Here is a 17,471-nt window from a genome sequence, read left to right as displayed (position 1 = left end):
CGAAAGGGGAGCGATATTATGACGATCAAAATTACACAGGCGCAAGTTACTGAACTATTTTTCGAAGAGGAAATTGAAGTTGACGGCGTTACGCTAACAACCGTCGAAGAAGGGGACTTCGAGCAAGATGGAAAGATGCAGTCCGCGGAATTAATTTTTACAGACGGTACGAAATTCTATCGCGGAACAGTAATGCGAAGCGGCTCACCTTTCACGGATTGGTATTACGATGAAGATACGGATTTCGGCGTAGATGAAGTCGTAAAGAAGGAAGTTACTATTACACGTTGGGTGGCGGTTTGATGACGGGCTTATCCGCACAAATAGAAGGCGACTTGATCGCGCTACTGGACGATTGGTTTAGCTTGCCCGAGGTTTTCGATGACGCGCTAGATTCGCAGATTCACGCATGGTACGTCAGCCCGCCGAAGGTTTGGCCGCAAAAACCGTACTTCTCGCCGTCGTCACTCGGCAGTTGCCCGCGCGAGCTGTATTTGAAGGCGAAGGGCGCCAAGCGCGATAACTTCCGCAGGCCACCGCACCAAGCGCGGCAAGCGAAAATGGGAACGCTAACGGGCGATATGATCCAGCGCGAACTACTATTCATCGAGAAGCACTACGAGCGCCTGACGGGTAATGCGCCGCGCTTCCGATTCTTGCGCGACGAACAAGGGCGTCCGCGCTTCGAGGAGTTTGCGAAAGCGAACGTCAAAGTCACGCACAACGGCGAAACATTCTATCTAAGTGGCGCGCCTGACGGAATCATGGAGTACATTACGGACGACGGCGAGGCGATCCGAGTTGGCCTCGAAATCAAGTCGAAGGCATCGACGGCGGCCAAGACGTCGCACTATTCAATGCGCGAGCCGGACGCAAGCCACCGACAACAAGCAACGGCCTATGCGCGCATGTTCGGCTGTTCTTACTACGTCGTGCTGTACCTGAATCTCGCGAAGAAAGGCTGGTTTATGTCCGATGAAGATTACGCCAAAACGCCGGACTTGCGAGCGTTCTGCTTGCGCATTACTGACGAAGACATTGCGCAAGTGCTCGACAAGCCTGCGTATGTGACGCGATGTGTAAGGGAAGGAACGCCACCTCCGCTAAGTCTCGACGATTGGACATTTAACGGATTTAAGACGGCCTGTGCGCTCGACTTAACGGACGATGAGTTCGCGGAATTGATCGAAGTGAACCACCGCGCGCAACATTCGAATATGAGCGCGAGTAAGAAGCGGGATTATGCGGCGGCTATCGAGTTTATAACTGAAACGCGAAAGGGGACGTTATAATGGCGAAGTTCAAAGTTGGCGATAAGGTGCGCGTTTTGGACGTTAATGCGATTTTATTCGGCAGTAAGTATTTCGAGAACGGCGAAATCTACGAAGTTCTAAACGTTAGCCGAGACGGAAATCTGTATGTTGGAGGAGCAAATTGCACTGATAGAGGAGCGCGTGAAATCGGTCTTCTAATTATGCCGTCTGAATTTGACGCAATCAAACTCGTAAAGGAGAACGGTATAGTGACGAAACAATACCGTACAGAAAAACGCAAGGCACGCGTAGGCGAGCGGATTTTGATTACGAAGCCGCTAACTTCGAGAGGTTTTTACGATGTCGGAAGCGTACTAACAGTACGAAGGGGAATGGGCCATAGCGGGGCGATTGATGCTGTACTCGTTACGGAGAACAACCTCGGTATTTTCGACTATGAATACGAAGTCATCGTAGCCGAGCCGACGCACAACGAAAACTACGTCCTCACGCGCCTATCCGACGCCGAAGCCGAGATCGAAACGTTAAAGGCGAAGGTAAATGCGCTAGAAACGCAGCTTGCGGACAGACCGAAGCAAGAGCCAATCATTAAAACGCCAAATCAACGCCGCGCAGACGTAATCAAGCAGGCGCGCGCATTCGTGGCGGACTTGGAAGAACGCGCATATAACGGCGACGGTTCAGACGGCAACTATACTTTCGAATGGCTGACGACGCGACTGACGTTCCATGTAAACGCGGATAAAGGCGTCGTTACGGCGCTTGCGCACGGATCGGCTAACGGTAAACTAATCGACAAAGCATTCGCAAAATGCGCGCCGGGCGACGTATTTAACGCAGACATCGGCAAGGCAATCGCAGCAGGACGTTTGTATGGTGTAAAAGTACCGGCCGAGTTCTATAATGCGCCGCAACCGACGGAGATTGTCGTAGGGATGCGCGTAAATGGCGAGAGCGCTTCTGGATATTATCGCAAGTCGCGGGTTTTTACGCTTACAGAACCGCGCGCGGGTGGTTGGGCGTATACAGCGGACTTTGAAGCTGACGAGGGCGACTGGATTACGAAACGCGACATTGGCGCAATCATCGACGACACGGACGCGCAATATGAGTCCTAAAAAGAGCCTACGCATACTCGCGCTCGACATTAGCGCATCGCCCGGCTACGCAGTCCTCGAATTGCGTCAACTCAAAGCCGGTCCGCGCTTGTCGCTATTGCACGTCGATCATGCGGCCACTGACGCAAGCCAGCCGGATTCGCAAAGATATGCATACATCGAAGCGAAGACGGTCCAAGTCGTCCATGAATACGGACCATTCGACGCCGTAACACGCGAACATTTCACGAAGGGTCGTAGTAAACGCGCCACGCAACTCGTATTCGGCGCATGGGCGGCAGTGGACGCGGCGTTAGGACGTTACGGCTATGCTATCGCAACAGCGGACGAAATTACGCCAAGCGCGGTCAAGAAGGCGGCAACGGGCAACGGCAGCGCAGACAAGGCGGAAGTCGAGGCGGGCGTAAGGGCGCTGCTTAAATTGCCGGACGACTTCGTATTTGCGACGGATGACTGTTCGGATGCGACTGCGGTGGGCATTGCGTATTTAAAATCGAAAGGAATGATTGCGGAATGACAACGCCTAAAAAGAAGTTAACAACGAAGGTTGGCGAGTTTATCGGCTATTCGATCGTCGCACTATACATGCTTGCGCTAGTAGTCGGAGGATTCTTCGCACACCTTGCGCTAATCCGTTGGGGACTACGCATATGGCCGCTTTAACGGAGGCGCGCAGGCTCGAAATGCTGCGGCTTTTAACGGAGCGGCGCGGCGAATTACTATTCGATATAAGCCACGCAAAAATAGCGCTTGGACGTCTAGAGCGCGAATTGATCGAAATTGAGGACGCGATGCAAGACTTGCAAGCGGAAGACAAACGTAAAGGGGACGATTAAGTGACGGCGAAACTACTAACTAACGAATTTTTATCGAAATACCCGGACTTTCCAGCGCACATGAACGCGCTCGGCCAGTTCGTTTACTATCGGACATATTCGCGCTTCCTGCCCGCAAAAGGACGGCGCGAAACGTGGAAAGAGACAGTCGCGCGTGCTACGGAATACAACGTAGGACTTGCGCAGAAGCATACGGACAAAATCGGCTACACGGCGGACTATGACGCCTTGCGCGCAGAAGCCGAGCTGCTATTCGATAACATGTTCAATTTGCGCCAGTTTGTAAGCGGACGGACGTTATGGATTGGCGGAGCTGACGGCGGCGTTGCCGACAAGTATCCGCTCGCAAATTTCAACTGTTCCTACGTTTCCATCCGAAGTTGGGACGACCTCGGCGACTTGTTCTACTTGCTACTCGTCGGCACGGGCGTTGGTTTTAAATGTACGAAAGAGTACGCCGCAAACTTGGCGCCAATTCGCGCAAACGTGAAAGTAACGCATGAGCCGTTTACGCAACGTTATCCTGCGACAAAGATCGCTGACACTTCGCTACACATCATTAACGACGGTACAAAGGCAGTCATTCACGTAGGCGACTCGAAGGAAGGATGGGTCGATTCATTGCGCGAGTTCTTCCGCCTATTGACGGATAAGCAGTACGAAGCCGTCGAAGAAATCAGCATTTATTACGATTACATTCGACCGCAAGGCGCGCGACTTAATACATTCGGAGGCACAGCGTCAGGTCACGAACCATTACTAGAAATGTTCGAAGGTATATCGAAGGTATTGCGCAATGAAATGGATGCCTCGCTCGCGCCACTAGAGGACGCAGGCAACGGCTATAAGCGCGTCAGACCGATTCACATACTCGACATCGGCAACTTGATCGGCTACAACGTCGTAGTCGGTGGTAAACCTTATGCCTCCGACTTAAATAAAAATTCCTCTTTATCGGTGAAACTCTGACCGCGTAATGGCGAAGACAATACCGAGGGAAGCAATCTAAAGTCGTTCTCTCTATAATTAAATTATGGAGGTCGATAATATGTTCTACGTATATGAGTATTACAAGAAAGAAAATGATGAAGTGTTTTACGTCGGTAAAGGTACTGGCAATCGAATGTACGAACTTCATAACAGAAGTAAGTATTTCATGTCAGTTTACAGAAAATATAAATGTGACGTTAGGATCGTATATGATGGCCTTACAAACGAAGCTGCTTGCGAAAAGGAGATTGAAAGAATTGCAGAAATGAAGTCTATCGGACAAGCATATTGCAATTTCACGTTTGGAGGCACTGGCTTTTCAACTGGTAAGCTTAACCCGATACACAAAAGACTTGCGAGAGGCGAAAAGTCGTTATTCGCTAAAAGGAAGTTCTTCGGAGCAGATAACGGTTTCTACGGAAGAAAACACTCAGGGGAAACCAAGAAGAAAATTTCCGAAAGTCGAAAGGGTAAAGGCGGTCAGTTTGGAGAGGACAATCCTATGTACGGAGTGCAACGATTTGGTGAGGATAACCCGATGTTCGGGAAAACAGGGGATCAGCATCATAATAGCGTTATGTACAACGTCACTTATACCGACGGAACGGAAGAAAGATTAACCGCGAAGCAGTGCGAGTTGAAGTTCGGAATTGCTTTCACTAGAATCCGAGGCATTGGCGGAAAACTTCATTATAAAAAGAAAACTAAGAACGACATATACGAGGGAGCGACTGTCACGTTAGATTGAACCTGTAACGACTAGCCGCAAGGCGTAGGGCGCAAGCGATTGGCGCTCGAAACGGGGAACTTAGAAGATATAGTCTGATCTATGCGGAAACGTATAGCTGCGCGTAAAGGCGCGGGCGAGGCGTAGCGAACCTCGTTGAACATAATGGTAAGAAGGACGGCGGAAATCTTCTTATTTGACGCGGACGATTACGAGTCGATGTTCGCGAAGTACGGCATTAACGGAATATGGAACGTCGAGCAGCACGAAAAAGTTGTAGGAGCAGTAGAAGCGGCAGGTCTTAACGATGTTGCGAATATGCTTGCGTCGATTGAGCCGTTTAATGCGGAAGCCCGACCGTTGCATCATCGCCGCATGTCTAATAACTCAATTGCTTTTACGAAAAAGCCAACAGAAGAACAGCTCGCGCTAATCTTCGAATTGATGCAGGCGGAAGGCGAGCCGGGCTTCGTGAACCTCGAAGAAGCGCAAAGGCGACGACCTAACGCGGAGGGACTAAACCCCTGCGTGGAGATCATTCTCGACAGTTACGGCGTGTGTAATCTAACGACGGTCAACTTAGTGCAATTCGTTAAGCCAATCACGGACTATTCGTGGGGCGAAGATGGTGTGTGTCACGGAATGGTGGGCGAACGGTATGTACTCGATGTACTTGCGTTACTCGAAGCGCAGAGAGTGTCTGCTCGTGCTGGACTACGTATGACACTCGCGCAACTAGAATTGCCACATTGGGACGCGGTTCAGCAACGCGATAGACTGCTAGGCACCTCGCTAACTGGCGTAAAGGACGCGTTTGCAATGATTGACTATTCGGAGGAAGAAGAAGCGGACTTGCTTGCGCTATTAGGCGACGTGGCGCGCAATGAAGCGGACAAGTATGCGAAAGAACTACGCGTGAATGCGCCATTACTCGTTACGACGGTCAAGCCGGAAGGCACGATTTCGCAAGTCGCAGGAGGCGTAAGTTCCGGCCTACATTGGTCGCACTCGCCGTACTATATCCGCAGAATCCGGATCAACGCGACAGACCCGCTCGCAAAAGCGGTACAGTCGATAGGCTGGCCGGTACATGCGGAAGTAGGCACGCCGGGCGAAACGGTTGAGGAACGCCTAGCAAACGCAAGAACGCTCGTTATCGACTTCCCTGTCGCATCGGGCGCAAGCAAGACGAAGGACGACGTAAAAGTGCCGGAGCAGTTCGATACGTACTTCCGATTCCAGCGCGAATATACCGAACATAATTCGTCCAATACGATTCACGTACGACCGGATGAGTGGAGCGAAGCGCAACGGATTGTATACGAAGGATGGGACGATTTCGTAGGCGTTAGTTTCCTCGCGCATGACGGCGGTTCTTACGAGCTTGCGCCGTACGAAGCGATTACGCGCGAGCAGTACGAAGACCTCGCCGCAAAGATGGCCACATTCGATCCGGCTATCCTCGAACAATTCGAAACAGGCGCGGACAGCGACCTCGACGGAATGGACGGCTGCGAAGGCGGCGTTTGCCCTATCCGATGAGTTACCGCACAATGCTCGAAGCTAAACGACTAGCCGCGGACAAGCCCGACGTCTTAATGACGTTGCGGGAACTCCGCGAGCATGAGGTTAAAGGGGAGCGATCAAATGGCATTTTTCGGAATAACTTCGAAGAACGGCGCACAGAAAGCGCTAATGCAGGCGCTAATTAACGATAAGCCTTTCACATTCGTTACGGGGCCTAGCGGATGCGGTAAGACACTGATTGCGCAGGCAGTCGGCTTGGAGCGCGTCGTCGAAGAACAGCGTTACCGCAAGATGATATATACGCGGATGCAGACGCAAGTTGGCGAAAACCTCGGCGCATTGCCGGGCGACATCGACGAGAAGACGTATCCGTTTATCGCGCCATTTATGGATAACCTCGATGTAATGAGCGATATGTCGGCGGTAATTCGCCGGTATATCCTCGATGGCGACGAGGACAAGCGCAAGGTATTCTTCGACCCGATTCAGACGGTGCGCGGTCGTTCGTTAAATCACACGTTCTTCCTCGGTGATGAAATGCAGAATGTCGACATTCATACGATTGCGGCGATTGCTACGCGACCGGGACATAACGCTAAATTCGTATTTACCGGCAACTTCTCGCAGATTGATAGTCCGCGTTTGCGCAATCCGAATAATAACGGACTCTACTGCTTACTGAAAGGACTGTACGACGCCGAGGCGCATCAATACTTCGATCATATTAACCTAACGGAAACGCAACGCCATCCGGTCGTAGAAGTTGTCGAAAAGATATTACGCAACCATGACGTACCGCCGGAATTTGAGGCGTTGGAATTGCGAGGTAATGTCGTATGACTACGGAAATAACGTACACATTCGGAATCAACGTTGAGCGCGCGGAGGAACTGACGGACATCGCTCCACACGTCCGTGATTTCATTACGACTATCGGCGCGGGCAGTTGCGATATACAAGTCGCAATCAATCCGGGGCTAGGCGATACGCATCCAACGCAGCAGCTTGCGCCGGCTATCGGCTTCGTGACGGACAGCGCGCAATATTACGAAGATGAAACGGAGGAAATAGGACATGACGACGAAGAATAACGGAATGCCCATACGCAACAGACGAATACGGCGCGACTTCATGCGCCTGCTTGCGTTATTAACCGACGCAACTAACGATCCGGACTACGCAGAAATCGAGCAAATCGCGGCGCGCAACGGACTATACTTCGATGATGACGGCGCAATACAGGAGGTGGCGGAATGATCGTAGCGGAGTACGCTTGCCCGGAATGTGGCGCTAAATACGGCGATTTTGAGGACTTTCTCGACCACGTAGCAGTTTGCGAAGAATGCGCGGGCAAGACCGTTAGTATTCCGGTGCCCGCGCCGATGGAACGGATTTACATGACGGTTAATTTAGGGGAGGCGGAGGAATGAAGGCGACAACACACGGGATATTTGCGCTTGCATGGGCGTTCCTAGCCGCGGTAAACGTCGTCTTATGGGCGATAATTGACGACATAACGTTACTAGTTATTGCGTTGATATTCTACGTATTCTCCGCAGAACACGGCATTATAGCCGCAATAAAACGTAAGGAGGACGTATAAATGGCGTATTTACGCGAACGAGAGGACTTCTTTAAGCCGCCTAGCGCGGAGGTAAGGGCGCCGGGCAACGTAAGACATACAAAGACGGACTTAATCCGCCAGTGGTCGATTGATCGCAACTTACACACGGCAGACCCGACTAAGCAAGCGCTAAAGCTCGGCGAAGAGTTTGGCGAACTGTTCGAAGGGCTGGCGAAGGGAAATGCGGATTTAACTAAGGACGCAATCGGAGATATGTACGTCGTAATGACGATTCTATCGCAACAACTCGGCTTTACAATCGAGGAATGCATCGACATTGCATACGACGAAATCAAGGACAGACGCGGTAAGATGGTCGACGGAGTTTTCGTTAAGGAAAGCGACTTGACGGACAGTAGCGGACAACTAGCGTTTAACTTCGAAAAGGGGACGATTGAATGAGTCGAACTCACGCATACCTATTTGCGGTATATGACGCTGACGGCCGTTTTATACAAGCGTACGCATCCGCTAAATGGGCGATGGCACGCGCGGATAAGCACACAGGTTCGCGAGTTGCTACGTACGTTCATGAAGGAAATAAGTTCGGCGTCGAAATGGCGCATTACATGAATGGGAGGACGAATAATTGACGCAATCACAACGCATAGACGTACTCGACAAGGGCTACGTCATCTTACACGACATTCTCGGCGACGACCGCACGGTAGCGAACGCAGCACGCGTTTCTTACGACAAGAAAACGGGCGAACTCACGGACAGGGATCAGCGTTTAATCGCCTTCCTTGCGCGTGAGGGACATACGTCACCATTCCGACACGCAACGCTACAATTCGAATTATATGCGCCATTAATGATAGCGCGCCAACACTGGAAATATATTGTAGGTTCATCTATTGCGGAAGCTACTGGCGATAATATGGACGCGTGGAACGAAAGCTCGCGTAGATATGTTACGGAAGAACCGACGTTTTATATTCCGCAAATTGACGAATGGCGAAGTGCGCCGGAAAGTTCGAAGCAAGGTAGCGGTGAAGCGGTAGATCGCGTAACAGGTTACGAAATGTTGGAGGCGCTAATCGAACACGTTGACGAAAGTATTCGGCTGTACGAACGGGCTATGAGACGCGGAGTTTGCGCAGAACAAGCGCGTTTGTTCCTGCCAGCTTACGGAATGTACGTGCGCTACTACTGGACTGCATCGCTACAATCCGTCGCACACTTTATCGCGCAACGACTCGCAGATGACGCGCAGGTCGAAATCCAAGCGTACGCAAAAGCAACACTCGAATTAGCGCGCGAACATTTTCCGGTAAGTATCGACGCATTGATCGGAGACACGCAATGAAGTGCATTAAAGCGGCAATAGTCGCAGGACTGCTCGCATTCATGACGTTCTACTACGCGGCAGTTCGCCCGGAACCTGCGGAGACTGACGACGTAGAGCCGCCGGAGGAAGCGGCTGACGCGGAGCAGCCCAAACCGCCCGTCTACGACGACAGCGACGAAATAGCAACGTTAGACGAGCGTAGGCGGGCGTATGAAGCGCAACAGTTAGCGGAGAGGGGAGCGGTGCTAATTGCGGAGAAGAAGCGTAGAGCCGAACGGACAGCCAGCGCAAATAAGCCGAAGCAGCAGCCGGCATCACGCGGCAGTAGCTACGTAGGGCAGGCGCAAACATTTCAGGCGACGGCATATACGGCATATTGCGCCGGCTGTTCGGGCATTACGCGGACGGGTCACGACCTGCGCAAGTCGATATACGAGGATGGCCGGCGTGTAATTGCGACTGACCCGCGGGTGATACCGCTTGGCTCGATCGTGCGCGTTACCCTTGCGGATGGCACTACGTTTGAAGCGGTAGCCAGCGACACGGGCGGCGCAATAAAGGGCGCGATTATCGACATTGCGCATGAAACGAAGGCAGAGGCGTTGGGGTTCGGTAGGCAGACGGTGGAGGTACGGATGATACGAAGGGGCAAATAAAACACGAAAGTGGGGCGTTAAGATGGCGTTAAAACAAATGCCGAAGGTTGGCGACAATGTGCGGTTTTTGGGCGGAGATTTTCATGAAGATATGTCAATCGGTAATGTATACGTTATTAACGAAGTTGATTACGAAGGTGACGCGCTTTTCGAAGACGACGCAGGCGAGACATCGTATATCTGCGAGGAAACACTGCCTCTCTTCGAGTTAGTCCGCGATGTCGAGGAAGATTCACCTTCCGTAACCGACCTTATCGCGAATCTTGCGCGCAGGGTGAGCGAGCTAGAGGCGTGCCTAGTCGTTGAGCAGGCGCATCGAGCGGATTTAACGCGACAGAACGCGGAGCAGGCGTATGAAATTAACGAGTTGTATAAGGCGGTGGCGCGCTTATGAGTGAGATTCTACGCATATGTCTGACTGGCCCGATGCGCAGCGGTAAAGATACGGTCGCGCGCCACTTGAATCTGCGCCATGACTTCGAATTTCCCGTAGCGTTCGGCGACGCGCTTAAGTTAATTGCGCATAAGACGTTTCCTGATGTGCCACGAGAGCCGAAGCCGCGCGCGTTGTATCAGTTTATGAACGTCATGCGCGACTACGATCCTGACGTATGGATAAAGCACGTTTCGCGTACGGTTAGCCTGCTCGAAGACAGTAAAACAACGCGCGGCATCGTCATAACCGACGCACGGCAGGCGAATGAAATCGAGTGGGCGCGCGCGAATGGTTTTACGATTGTCCGCGTTACTACGCCGATGGACGTAAGAATCGTACGGGCGCAGGCGGTAGGCGACGTATTTGACTACGAAGACTTGACGCATCCGACCGAGTTAGAAGTTGCGGGCTTTGACGTGGATGCGGAGCTTTCGAATGTCGGCGACTTGGACGCGTTAAAGGCGAATGTTGATGCGTTAGTTGCGAAGTTGAAAGGGGATGATGCCAAATGAATAACTCACCTTTAAAGGTTCTAGAGTTGTTCGGATAGCGGCGGCATAGGTGCACCGCGTAAAGCGTTAGAAAACCTCGGCATTAACATAAAGAGCGTCGATTACGTCGAAATACTGCCATATGCGGTAACGGCGTACAATCAGATTTTCGACAACGGCTACAAGCCGCAAGATATTCGCGACTGGAATATGAACGTTGACCTACTCGTACACGGAAGTCCCTGCCAAGACTGGTCAAATAACGGCCTTAACGACGTCAGTACGGGCCGGTCCATCCTTTACGAGCGCACACTCGAAATTATCGAACATGAGCTGAATCCGAGGCCGCGCGTCGTTATTTGGGAGAACGTCACAGGCCTCGTAAGCAAGCGCCATATCGATCACTTCAATCACTACCTTACGACGATGGAGCGGCTAGGCTACCGCAATACGTTTAAGATACTCAACGCAAAGGATTACGGCATGGCACAGTCGCGTGAGCGCATATTCACGGTCAGCACGCTAGATGACGCAGCATTCGAGTTTCCGGAGCCGCGCCCACTGACGAAGCCGCTCGCGCATTATATCGACCGCACTGTAGACCCGGCGGCCTTTCCGCTAACCGATAACGAACTGTCGCTATTCTTCGAAGCTGACGGCCAGCTATACATCAAGGCGAACACCAAGCGCGGCTTCCAAGAAGTTTACGACGGCGACAGTATCAACGTAGAACGCCCGAACAGCAAGACGCGGCGCGGACGTGTGCAAAGTGGAATGGTGCCTACATTGACGACTAGTCCGAACGTGGCCGTTTACTATGACGACATATTGCGCAAAATCACTCCGCGGGAATGTTGGCGATTGTTAGGCTTCACCGACGACGACTACGACCGCGTTGCCGCAACGGACATTCCGCAATCTGCGCTATATAAACTGCCGGGCAATAGCATCGTAGTCAGCGTATTAGAGGCGATATTCGACGCATTGATAGCGCAAGGTTTCATACGAGCTTAACGCCCGTGGGATTCGATAAGCTCGCCGTCAATCGGCGCGTCCTTCGACAGTCGGAAAATGTACACGCCATCAACGGACGTGCCTCGATCAAATACGTAGGTGTACGGCGCCTTATCGATGTCGATTTTGAAATCGCTGACGAACTTGCGCGCAGACGCATAGTGACGCTTGTCCAGCACGTAGCTGAAATTCGCAGGCACGGCGTCCATGTTCTTCGTAAGTATGGCGATTGAGCGCGTAACTGCGTTATAGCCGATTGCTACGCGGCTGTACGCGCGCAGGCCGAACATTTTGCGCAAGGACGCGTTGAAGTAGAAGCGGCGCTGGCTGTCGAGCGTGATAAACGGTACGCCATCGGACGGCACGAACGTAAAGCCGGCGAGAGCTTCGTCGATTGCTGCGGGTGTGAGTACGTTGGTTAGTGCGTTATTTGGCACGATATTACCTCCGTTTTGGATAGTTTGACGTAATTATAGCGAAGTATGTACGCATTTACAAGGAATTAAACGCGCGATTAGCGAAAAGGGGCGATAAATTGACGGAAGAACGAATTTACCTCGAAATAAGCGAATGGAATGCGCTACTCGGTATCGATGACAGCTACAAAGCGCCTGATGCGTTGTGGGCGATATTGCGCGACAGAGAACGACGCGAAGAACTATTCCGCAAAGCACTCGAATTACACCGTTACAACGTAGACTACGACTGGTTCCACCGCTATTTTCAGGATGAACACGCGGATCGTGCGCAAAAGAAGCAGGACTTCACGCCGAATAGCGTTGCTACGTTGCTGTCCGAGCTTGTCAGCGGCGGGCGCAAGGTAGGCGACACCTATTACGAACCGTGCGCGGGCACCGGCGGCATTATTATACGTCAGTGGCACGCAGATAGAATTCGACATACACCGTTCGATTACCTGCCGTCTATGTACTTATACCAAGCGGAAGAACTGTCCGACCGCGCGTTGCCGTTCCTCTTGTTTAACCTCGCAATACGCGGCATGAACGCGTCTGTCGTACAAGTTGACGTATTGTCGCGAAAAGGCGCAAAGGGCGCGTGGCTCGTTCAGAATACTAACGACGATCATTTGCAATTTAGCACGATACACCTGTTTCCGTACGACGATGCAACAGCTGATTACTTTAGCGTAGAGTGGACGGCATTTGACGCAGGACGCTACGAGCCGTTCGACCCGGTTGGTGACTTTCCGGCGCATTTAGGCGGCAATGAGTTCTTAGACGCGGTACGACATGAGGTTGCGGAAACAATCGTCACATGCGATAAGTGTGCCGCGGTGCTGCCGGATGGGGTTGCGTTCGACTACAGCCCGGAATATGGCGATGTTTGCGAGGGATGCGCGGAGGAAGTCGCGGAATAGAAAAAGACGCCGGTTAGGGCGTCCTTATGCGCAGAATCGCAACATTTCTTGGATTGCGTACTCTACATTTGCGTAATTGTGGAAGTCGTGTTCTGCGCTATATTCCGCAAGGAACATTTCCTCGGCGTGCTCCGCGGTGCATTCGAATGTTTCTGCGTACATTTCTACGTAGATCGTACGTAACTCCTGCGGTGTAAAAGCGTTTAGGTCGTATTTGTTAGCTGCCATGTTAATCCGCTCCCTTGTTAACGTTTTGTTTAACTGTTAACTCAAGTATACCGAGGGGGTTTGAGAAAGTCAAGCGATAAATTGACGTAAGTTTGACGCAATAAAATAAACCAGAAGAAGGCGATAACAATGCAGTATGAATTTTTAGAGGAGTTTACGTATTATCACGAGGGAGTGCGGTATAAGAAGGCACGCGTTACCGCTAAAATCGGTCGTTTAGTTTATCTTGATAAACCACTTAGCGGGGAGCACGTTTATTTAGTAGAAGAGTACCTAGAGGACGAGGACTGTAACTTAATTGCGTGTATATCAGTGGATGACGATTATATTTCTTTAGACGACGTAGAGCATTCTGTTTTAATTCCAATTGATGCGGAAGGAGGAATGCATATTGAAGCGTAGTTATCTCGAACAATTTAAAGAGGATGTACGCAAGGCATATACGCTTGTTAGGGCCGGGGAACTTCCGATGGGTCGGCGCATAAAAATGCTGAAACGCGTGTCCGATAGGTATGTTTTGGCGCAGGCAGCGGATTACCATGCAGCTAAGGCAGTGGGGAAGAACCCTCCGATTCCCTTGCGCGACAGTGATACATTAAACACGTGTGGTCTTATGTTGATTCACGAATATATGTCGAATAAGGACGCGGATAAAGTCACGAACGACGAGTATCCAATATTGAGCGACAGGCAATTAGAGCGCCGAATGGAGAAACAGCGGGCGCACAGTGATTTGCAATATGGAGATTTACGGTTCCTCGGTAAAAGGCGCTTATCCGGAGGGTGTGACGACAGTGGATCAAATCCGTATTCAGTATCTAAGCGTGTTATAGATCGGCACGATCCGATGATTGCGAGGATTGATGACTACAACGATCTATACGACGCGCTAGATAACGCAGGATTGACGGATAGGCAGCGACAGGCGCTTGACCTCGTATTCTTCGATAATATGACGCAAGAGGAGGCTAGGGCTGTCATGGGCGTGAATAAAGCGACCATTAGCGAGCATGTTTCTGTCGCATTGACGAAATTACTCGAATATATGACGAAAGATTGATGAGCATACCCGAACTTTCATGCGTTTAGCTGGCTATAGGAGTGAGAAGGACATTACGAAATTTAACGTCCAAGCATAACGGACGCAAAACGCTATAATGCCGTCCGATAGACGTAAAACTAGCGCATGGCTTTCCGACTATACTCTTATCGGGTGCGTGGACTGATCTTGCGATGTGCTTATAGCTAGTCGCTAACAAAGGCTTCGCTCGCTGTGCCGGTAAGCTTACGCAGTAACTAAACAGCGTTCAATAGGCGTCCTTCGGGGCGTCTTTTTAGTTTGCGTCAAGTCGGCGGACTGTAAACGACAAAATGACGAAAGAGGATGACGGACGATGAACGAAAGAATTAACGGATTACTTGCGTATTTAGATCGATTAATAACGTTGGAGGATACGACTTACAACTGTCACCGCGAGATTACGGAATGTATTCAAGCCGCGCGCTATGAACTCGGCTTAGTGCCGCTGAAAGAGAGCGGTATTACGCTCCAAAAAGGCGATGAAATGACCGTTATATTTACGGATAGAAGCGAATCACTGCTCGTAATAGGGCCAGCGAAAGTTACCGTCGATGAAGTGGTGGGCGCAAAGTTGTCGGAGGAGCCACGTAAGTTTACCGCGAGAATACGCTCGCATAAGACAGACGAAGTTATTGCGGAATTGCCCGGTGAATTGTGTGTCGAAGGCGGTGTCCAACGCTGACTAACGCTATACAATGGCGCGACCTGAACACGAAGGTTAAACGCGGCTTACTCGCTACAGTCGGCAATCTGACGGTGACTGACGGCACTATAACGGATAAAGCGGGTAACGACGTTAGCGACCGTTTCGACATCGTGCCGCGGCTAACAGCGCCACAAGCACGCAAACTTGACGCAATCGACGGCTTAAGCACGCATCAAACGGATAACGGTGGCTTCGTGTTCGCTTTCTTCCGTCAGTCGCGTATGATCGAGGAACGCTTCCCGTCGTTGCTCAAGCCGGACTTAGCGCGCCTTATGTACGTCGGCTCGTATATTGCGTGGGAGAGCGGTCAGTTGCGCTACGACAACGGCGTGCCTATCGACAAGGACGGCTTGCACGCGCTCGTAGACATGTCGCGCAAACGGTTCAACGAGTTCTATGCGCGCTTACTGGCGGAGGACATCGTGCAGGAAACGGCAGACGGCGCAATACACGTCAACCCTTCCGTGTTCTATCGCGGCGGCATTAAGACGTATCAATACGCGCTGGATGACGTGCAATATACGCGCATGTTCCGCAAGACTGTACGCGAGCTTTACGCAGCCTACAGCGGCAGAAGCCTCGGCCAGTTGGCGCTAGTGTACGAAATCATGCCGTTCGTCAACTTTCAGACGAATATCGTCGCATATAACGCAGATGAATCGCAGGAAGCGCTAGTACGGCCGATGTCGCTCGACAAGCTTGCGTTATTGCTCGGCTATGGTAGCGCGCAGAAGTTGAAGACGGCGCTTAATCGCGTCAAGGTGAACGGCAAGCCCGTATTCGGCTTCTTTGAGAATCCGCATGACCGGCGCAAATACCGGATCGTCGTTAATCCTCGCGTAATATATGCGGGCGATGGCGAGGGGCTGCGCGCGTTGGAGGCGCTATTTAGTTGACGGAAATTCCTAATTGAGAACGCATTGAGAAAAATACCATCCCTTGACGTCCCTATAATCGCGAATTACCATCCCTTGACGTCCCTTTCGAAAAGTGGCGTAAACGGCGTAGCGGCGCGGTTTGTGGGCGTTTTGGGTGCGTTTGGGATATCTTAGTCAGACAAACTACGGGTAAGACCGTTTGGCGCAATAATAGATAAGTGATTAAGAGCGAAGGTCAAAACATAGCTCCGGCTAAAGCCGTCGCGGCGTGTGTTTAATTATTGGTTGCGTGATCTTTTAAAAGACGGCGCAACAGTAATAGAACATAGATAGTCGGAGGGCTTGCCCGACGACAACGGTCTTAATGTTTTAATCTTTTATGTCAACGCGCAAGCCGCGGACTATCTACGGCATTACTACGGACATATAACGGAGGTGTAACGGACATATGGCGAGGTTATTCGATTACAGCGGAAAGCAGAACGTAGAGTTCGTCAAGCAGGGCGATAAGTTTGCACTAGTATTTGACGAAGTACCTGCGTTGGTATTCGTCAGTTATGACGGTAACGGCAGTACGGACCAGACGTTTGCGCACGGTGTTTTCATGGACGATATTAAGGCGGTAGAAATACGGAGTGAAGTCGCCGCAATGACGGAGTTAATTACGACGAAATATGTAGCGGTGGAATAGCGGATGGATGCGTTAACTAGGGCGCATAAAGAACGGTCGAGGTACCGGTATTATATAAGAAGAAACTCTGTTTATTTGCGCAAATGCCCTTTATAACGCTTTATATTGCGGAGGCTAAACGTCGGGGAAAGGCCTCGGAAGCGGGCGACCTTCGCGAACTCACGGGGTCACTACGAATTGCACCTATTGCGCACACAACGGACACTATACGGACTATTCCGTCATGTATAAACGGGTGTATACACGTAGTTACTTTGCGGGAAATAAACGTTGCCATAAAACGGTAAAAGGCGTTGGTATGCGGTTAGTGGGCGTATGTATAAACGGTGTATATTGCGTTTAGTTACGTAAGTAGATAAACGTTGATATGACGCTACTTAGGACGTTGTGTTAGTTTACATAACGTAGATTCGAGGAAGCTGTACGTGTATCTTTATAAATGCGTCAATTGAACAAACAATTAACGCAATTAAGCGAAGTTGTGCAGCCTGACGTGAATATTCCGAATACTCAACGCCCCCAAGC

27 protein-coding genes and 2 pseudogenes are annotated in these 17,471 nt (G+C 51.1%); 27 read left to right on the top strand and 2 right to left on the bottom strand.

Going from position 1 to position 17,471, the window contains the following annotated elements; all coding sequences use genetic code 11:
- The first annotated feature begins 18 nt into the window (after nt 1-18).
- The 21 genes and pseudogenes from ACTHPA_RS12350 to ACTHPA_RS12250 all read left to right on the top strand — a co-directional run bounded on the left by ACTHPA_RS12350 (nt 19) and on the right by ACTHPA_RS12250 (nt 11,984).
- A complete protein-coding gene (locus ACTHPA_RS12350) occupies nt 19-303 on the top strand; it encodes a hypothetical protein (RefSeq protein WP_440500596.1) in 285 nt (94 codons plus the stop codon).
- Nucleotides 303-1,292: a hypothetical protein gene (locus ACTHPA_RS12345; RefSeq protein WP_440500595.1), complete on the top strand. Its 990-nt coding sequence runs from the start codon at nt 303-305 to the stop codon at nt 1,290-1,292. Before ACTHPA_RS12350 ends, ACTHPA_RS12345 begins: the two co-directional genes overlap by 1 nt.
- On the top strand, nt 1,292-2,392 hold the full coding sequence (locus ACTHPA_RS12340) for a hypothetical protein (RefSeq protein WP_440500594.1): 1,101 nt from the start codon (nt 1,292-1,294) through the stop codon (nt 2,390-2,392). Before ACTHPA_RS12345 ends, ACTHPA_RS12340 begins: the two co-directional genes overlap by 1 nt.
- On the top strand, nt 2,382-2,909 hold the full coding sequence (locus ACTHPA_RS12335; protein WP_440500593.1) for a crossover junction endodeoxyribonuclease RuvC: 528 nt from the start codon (nt 2,382-2,384) through the stop codon (nt 2,907-2,909). The genes ACTHPA_RS12340 and ACTHPA_RS12335 overlap by 11 nt, the downstream gene beginning before the upstream one ends.
- A complete protein-coding gene (locus ACTHPA_RS12330; protein WP_440500592.1) occupies nt 2,906-3,055 on the top strand; it encodes a hypothetical protein in 150 nt (49 codons plus the stop codon). The genes ACTHPA_RS12335 and ACTHPA_RS12330 overlap by 4 nt, the downstream gene beginning before the upstream one ends.
- Nucleotides 3,043-3,228 (top strand): hypothetical protein, encoded by a 186-nt coding sequence (locus tag ACTHPA_RS12325; RefSeq protein ID WP_440500590.1) that lies wholly within the window; start codon nt 3,043-3,045, stop codon nt 3,226-3,228. Before ACTHPA_RS12330 ends, ACTHPA_RS12325 begins: the two co-directional genes overlap by 13 nt.
- 60 nt (nt 3,229-3,288) lie before the next feature.
- Nucleotides 3,289-4,143, top strand: a pseudogene (locus ACTHPA_RS12320) (ribonucleoside-triphosphate reductase, adenosylcobalamin-dependent); the annotation flags it as partial.
- 133 nt (nt 4,144-4,276) lie between these two features.
- Nucleotides 4,277-4,966, top strand: a complete 690-nt coding sequence (locus ACTHPA_RS12315; RefSeq protein ID WP_440500588.1) for an NUMOD3 domain-containing DNA-binding protein — start codon at nt 4,277-4,279, stop codon at nt 4,964-4,966.
- Nucleotides 4,967-5,113: 147 nt separating this feature from the next.
- Nucleotides 5,114-6,487, top strand: a pseudogene (locus ACTHPA_RS12310) (ribonucleoside-triphosphate reductase, adenosylcobalamin-dependent); the annotation flags it as partial.
- Nucleotides 6,488-6,592: 105 nt separating this feature from the next.
- The gene (locus tag ACTHPA_RS12305) at nt 6,593-7,312 is read left to right on the top strand and encodes a PhoH family protein (RefSeq protein ID WP_440500587.1); all 720 of its coding nucleotides are present in this window, start codon (nt 6,593-6,595) and stop codon (nt 7,310-7,312) included.
- Nucleotides 7,309-7,563 (top strand): hypothetical protein, encoded by a 255-nt coding sequence (locus ACTHPA_RS12300; RefSeq protein ID WP_440500586.1) that lies wholly within the window; start codon nt 7,309-7,311, stop codon nt 7,561-7,563. Before ACTHPA_RS12305 ends, ACTHPA_RS12300 begins: the two co-directional genes overlap by 4 nt.
- Nucleotides 7,547-7,729 carry a hypothetical protein gene (locus ACTHPA_RS12295; protein WP_440500585.1) on the top strand — a complete coding sequence of 61 codons (183 nt, stop codon included), beginning with the start codon at nt 7,547-7,549 and terminating at the stop codon, nt 7,727-7,729. The genes ACTHPA_RS12300 and ACTHPA_RS12295 overlap by 17 nt, the downstream gene beginning before the upstream one ends.
- Nucleotides 7,726-7,902, top strand: coding sequence for a hypothetical protein (locus ACTHPA_RS12290; RefSeq protein ID WP_440500583.1), 177 nt, complete (start codon nt 7,726-7,728; stop codon nt 7,900-7,902). The genes ACTHPA_RS12295 and ACTHPA_RS12290 overlap by 4 nt, the downstream gene beginning before the upstream one ends.
- Nucleotides 7,899-8,075, top strand: a complete 177-nt coding sequence (locus ACTHPA_RS12285; protein WP_440500582.1) for a hypothetical protein — start codon at nt 7,899-7,901, stop codon at nt 8,073-8,075. The genes ACTHPA_RS12290 and ACTHPA_RS12285 overlap by 4 nt, the downstream gene beginning before the upstream one ends.
- Nucleotides 8,076-8,498, top strand: a complete 423-nt coding sequence (locus ACTHPA_RS12280; protein ID WP_440500581.1) for a MazG-like family protein — start codon at nt 8,076-8,078, stop codon at nt 8,496-8,498.
- Nucleotides 8,495-8,689, top strand: coding sequence for a hypothetical protein (locus ACTHPA_RS12275; protein ID WP_440500580.1), 195 nt, complete (start codon nt 8,495-8,497; stop codon nt 8,687-8,689). The genes ACTHPA_RS12280 and ACTHPA_RS12275 overlap by 4 nt, the downstream gene beginning before the upstream one ends.
- The gene (gene thyX / locus ACTHPA_RS12270) at nt 8,686-9,405 is read left to right on the top strand and encodes an FAD-dependent thymidylate synthase (protein ID WP_440500579.1); all 720 of its coding nucleotides are present in this window, start codon (nt 8,686-8,688) and stop codon (nt 9,403-9,405) included. Before ACTHPA_RS12275 ends, thyX begins: the two co-directional genes overlap by 4 nt.
- The gene (locus tag ACTHPA_RS12265) at nt 9,402-10,043 is read left to right on the top strand and encodes a 3D domain-containing protein (protein ID WP_440500578.1); all 642 of its coding nucleotides are present in this window, start codon (nt 9,402-9,404) and stop codon (nt 10,041-10,043) included. The genes thyX and ACTHPA_RS12265 overlap by 4 nt, the downstream gene beginning before the upstream one ends.
- A 22-nt stretch (nt 10,044-10,065) precedes the next feature.
- Nucleotides 10,066-10,437: a hypothetical protein gene (locus tag ACTHPA_RS12260; RefSeq protein WP_440500577.1), complete on the top strand. Its 372-nt coding sequence runs from the start codon at nt 10,066-10,068 to the stop codon at nt 10,435-10,437.
- Nucleotides 10,434-10,991 (top strand): AAA family ATPase, encoded by a 558-nt coding sequence (locus ACTHPA_RS12255; protein WP_440500576.1) that lies wholly within the window; start codon nt 10,434-10,436, stop codon nt 10,989-10,991. Before ACTHPA_RS12260 ends, ACTHPA_RS12255 begins: the two co-directional genes overlap by 4 nt.
- Before the next feature lie 45 nt (nt 10,992-11,036).
- The gene (locus tag ACTHPA_RS12250) at nt 11,037-11,984 is read left to right on the top strand and encodes a DNA cytosine methyltransferase (RefSeq protein ID WP_440500703.1); all 948 of its coding nucleotides are present in this window, start codon (nt 11,037-11,039) and stop codon (nt 11,982-11,984) included.
- On the opposite strand, the gene ACTHPA_RS12245 is transcribed toward ACTHPA_RS12250, so the two are convergent.
- On the bottom strand, nt 11,981-12,421 hold the full coding sequence (locus ACTHPA_RS12245) for a hypothetical protein (protein WP_440500575.1): 441 nt from the start codon (nt 12,419-12,421) through the stop codon (nt 11,981-11,983). The two genes, ACTHPA_RS12250 and ACTHPA_RS12245, sit on opposite strands and share 4 nt — an antisense overlap.
- Before the next feature lie 98 nt (nt 12,422-12,519).
- Here ACTHPA_RS12245 and ACTHPA_RS12240 point away from each other — a divergent pair, with 98 nt between their 5' ends.
- Complete coding sequence (locus ACTHPA_RS12240; RefSeq protein WP_440500574.1) at nt 12,520-13,362, top strand: N-6 DNA methylase; 843 nt, start codon at nt 12,520-12,522, stop codon at nt 13,360-13,362.
- Nucleotides 13,363-13,386: 24 nt separating this feature from the next.
- Here the strand turns inward: ACTHPA_RS12240 and ACTHPA_RS12235 are convergent, their stop codons facing one another.
- The gene (locus tag ACTHPA_RS12235; RefSeq protein WP_440500573.1) at nt 13,387-13,590 is read right to left on the bottom strand and encodes a hypothetical protein; all 204 of its coding nucleotides are present in this window, start codon (nt 13,588-13,590) and stop codon (nt 13,387-13,389) included.
- A 129-nt stretch (nt 13,591-13,719) separates the two neighbouring features.
- On the opposite strand from ACTHPA_RS12235, the gene ACTHPA_RS12230 reads away from it, so the two are divergent.
- The 5 genes from ACTHPA_RS12230 to ACTHPA_RS12210 all read left to right on the top strand — a co-directional run bounded on the left by ACTHPA_RS12230 (nt 13,720) and on the right by ACTHPA_RS12210 (nt 16,946).
- The gene (locus ACTHPA_RS12230; RefSeq protein WP_440500572.1) at nt 13,720-13,992 is read left to right on the top strand and encodes a hypothetical protein; all 273 of its coding nucleotides are present in this window, start codon (nt 13,720-13,722) and stop codon (nt 13,990-13,992) included.
- Nucleotides 13,982-14,650: a sigma factor-like helix-turn-helix DNA-binding protein gene (locus ACTHPA_RS12225; RefSeq protein WP_440500571.1), complete on the top strand. Its 669-nt coding sequence runs from the start codon at nt 13,982-13,984 to the stop codon at nt 14,648-14,650. Before ACTHPA_RS12230 ends, ACTHPA_RS12225 begins: the two co-directional genes overlap by 11 nt.
- A gap of 334 nt (nt 14,651-14,984) precedes the next feature.
- Nucleotides 14,985-15,353 (top strand): hypothetical protein, encoded by a 369-nt coding sequence (locus ACTHPA_RS12220; RefSeq protein ID WP_440500570.1) that lies wholly within the window; start codon nt 14,985-14,987, stop codon nt 15,351-15,353.
- 74 nt (nt 15,354-15,427) lie between these two features.
- Nucleotides 15,428-16,273, top strand: a complete 846-nt coding sequence (locus ACTHPA_RS12215; protein WP_440500569.1) for a hypothetical protein — start codon at nt 15,428-15,430, stop codon at nt 16,271-16,273.
- 430 nt (nt 16,274-16,703) lie between these two features.
- Nucleotides 16,704-16,946 (top strand): hypothetical protein, encoded by a 243-nt coding sequence (locus ACTHPA_RS12210; protein ID WP_440500568.1) that lies wholly within the window; start codon nt 16,704-16,706, stop codon nt 16,944-16,946.
- The last annotated feature ends 525 nt before the right edge of the window (nt 16,947-17,471 follow it).

It is taken from the genome of Sporosarcina sp. SAFN-015, assembly GCF_051966875.1.
Classification (GTDB): domain Bacteria; phylum Bacillota; class Bacilli; order Bacillales_A; family Planococcaceae; genus Sporosarcina.
This window is presented reverse-complemented; position numbering and strand designations above follow the sequence as displayed.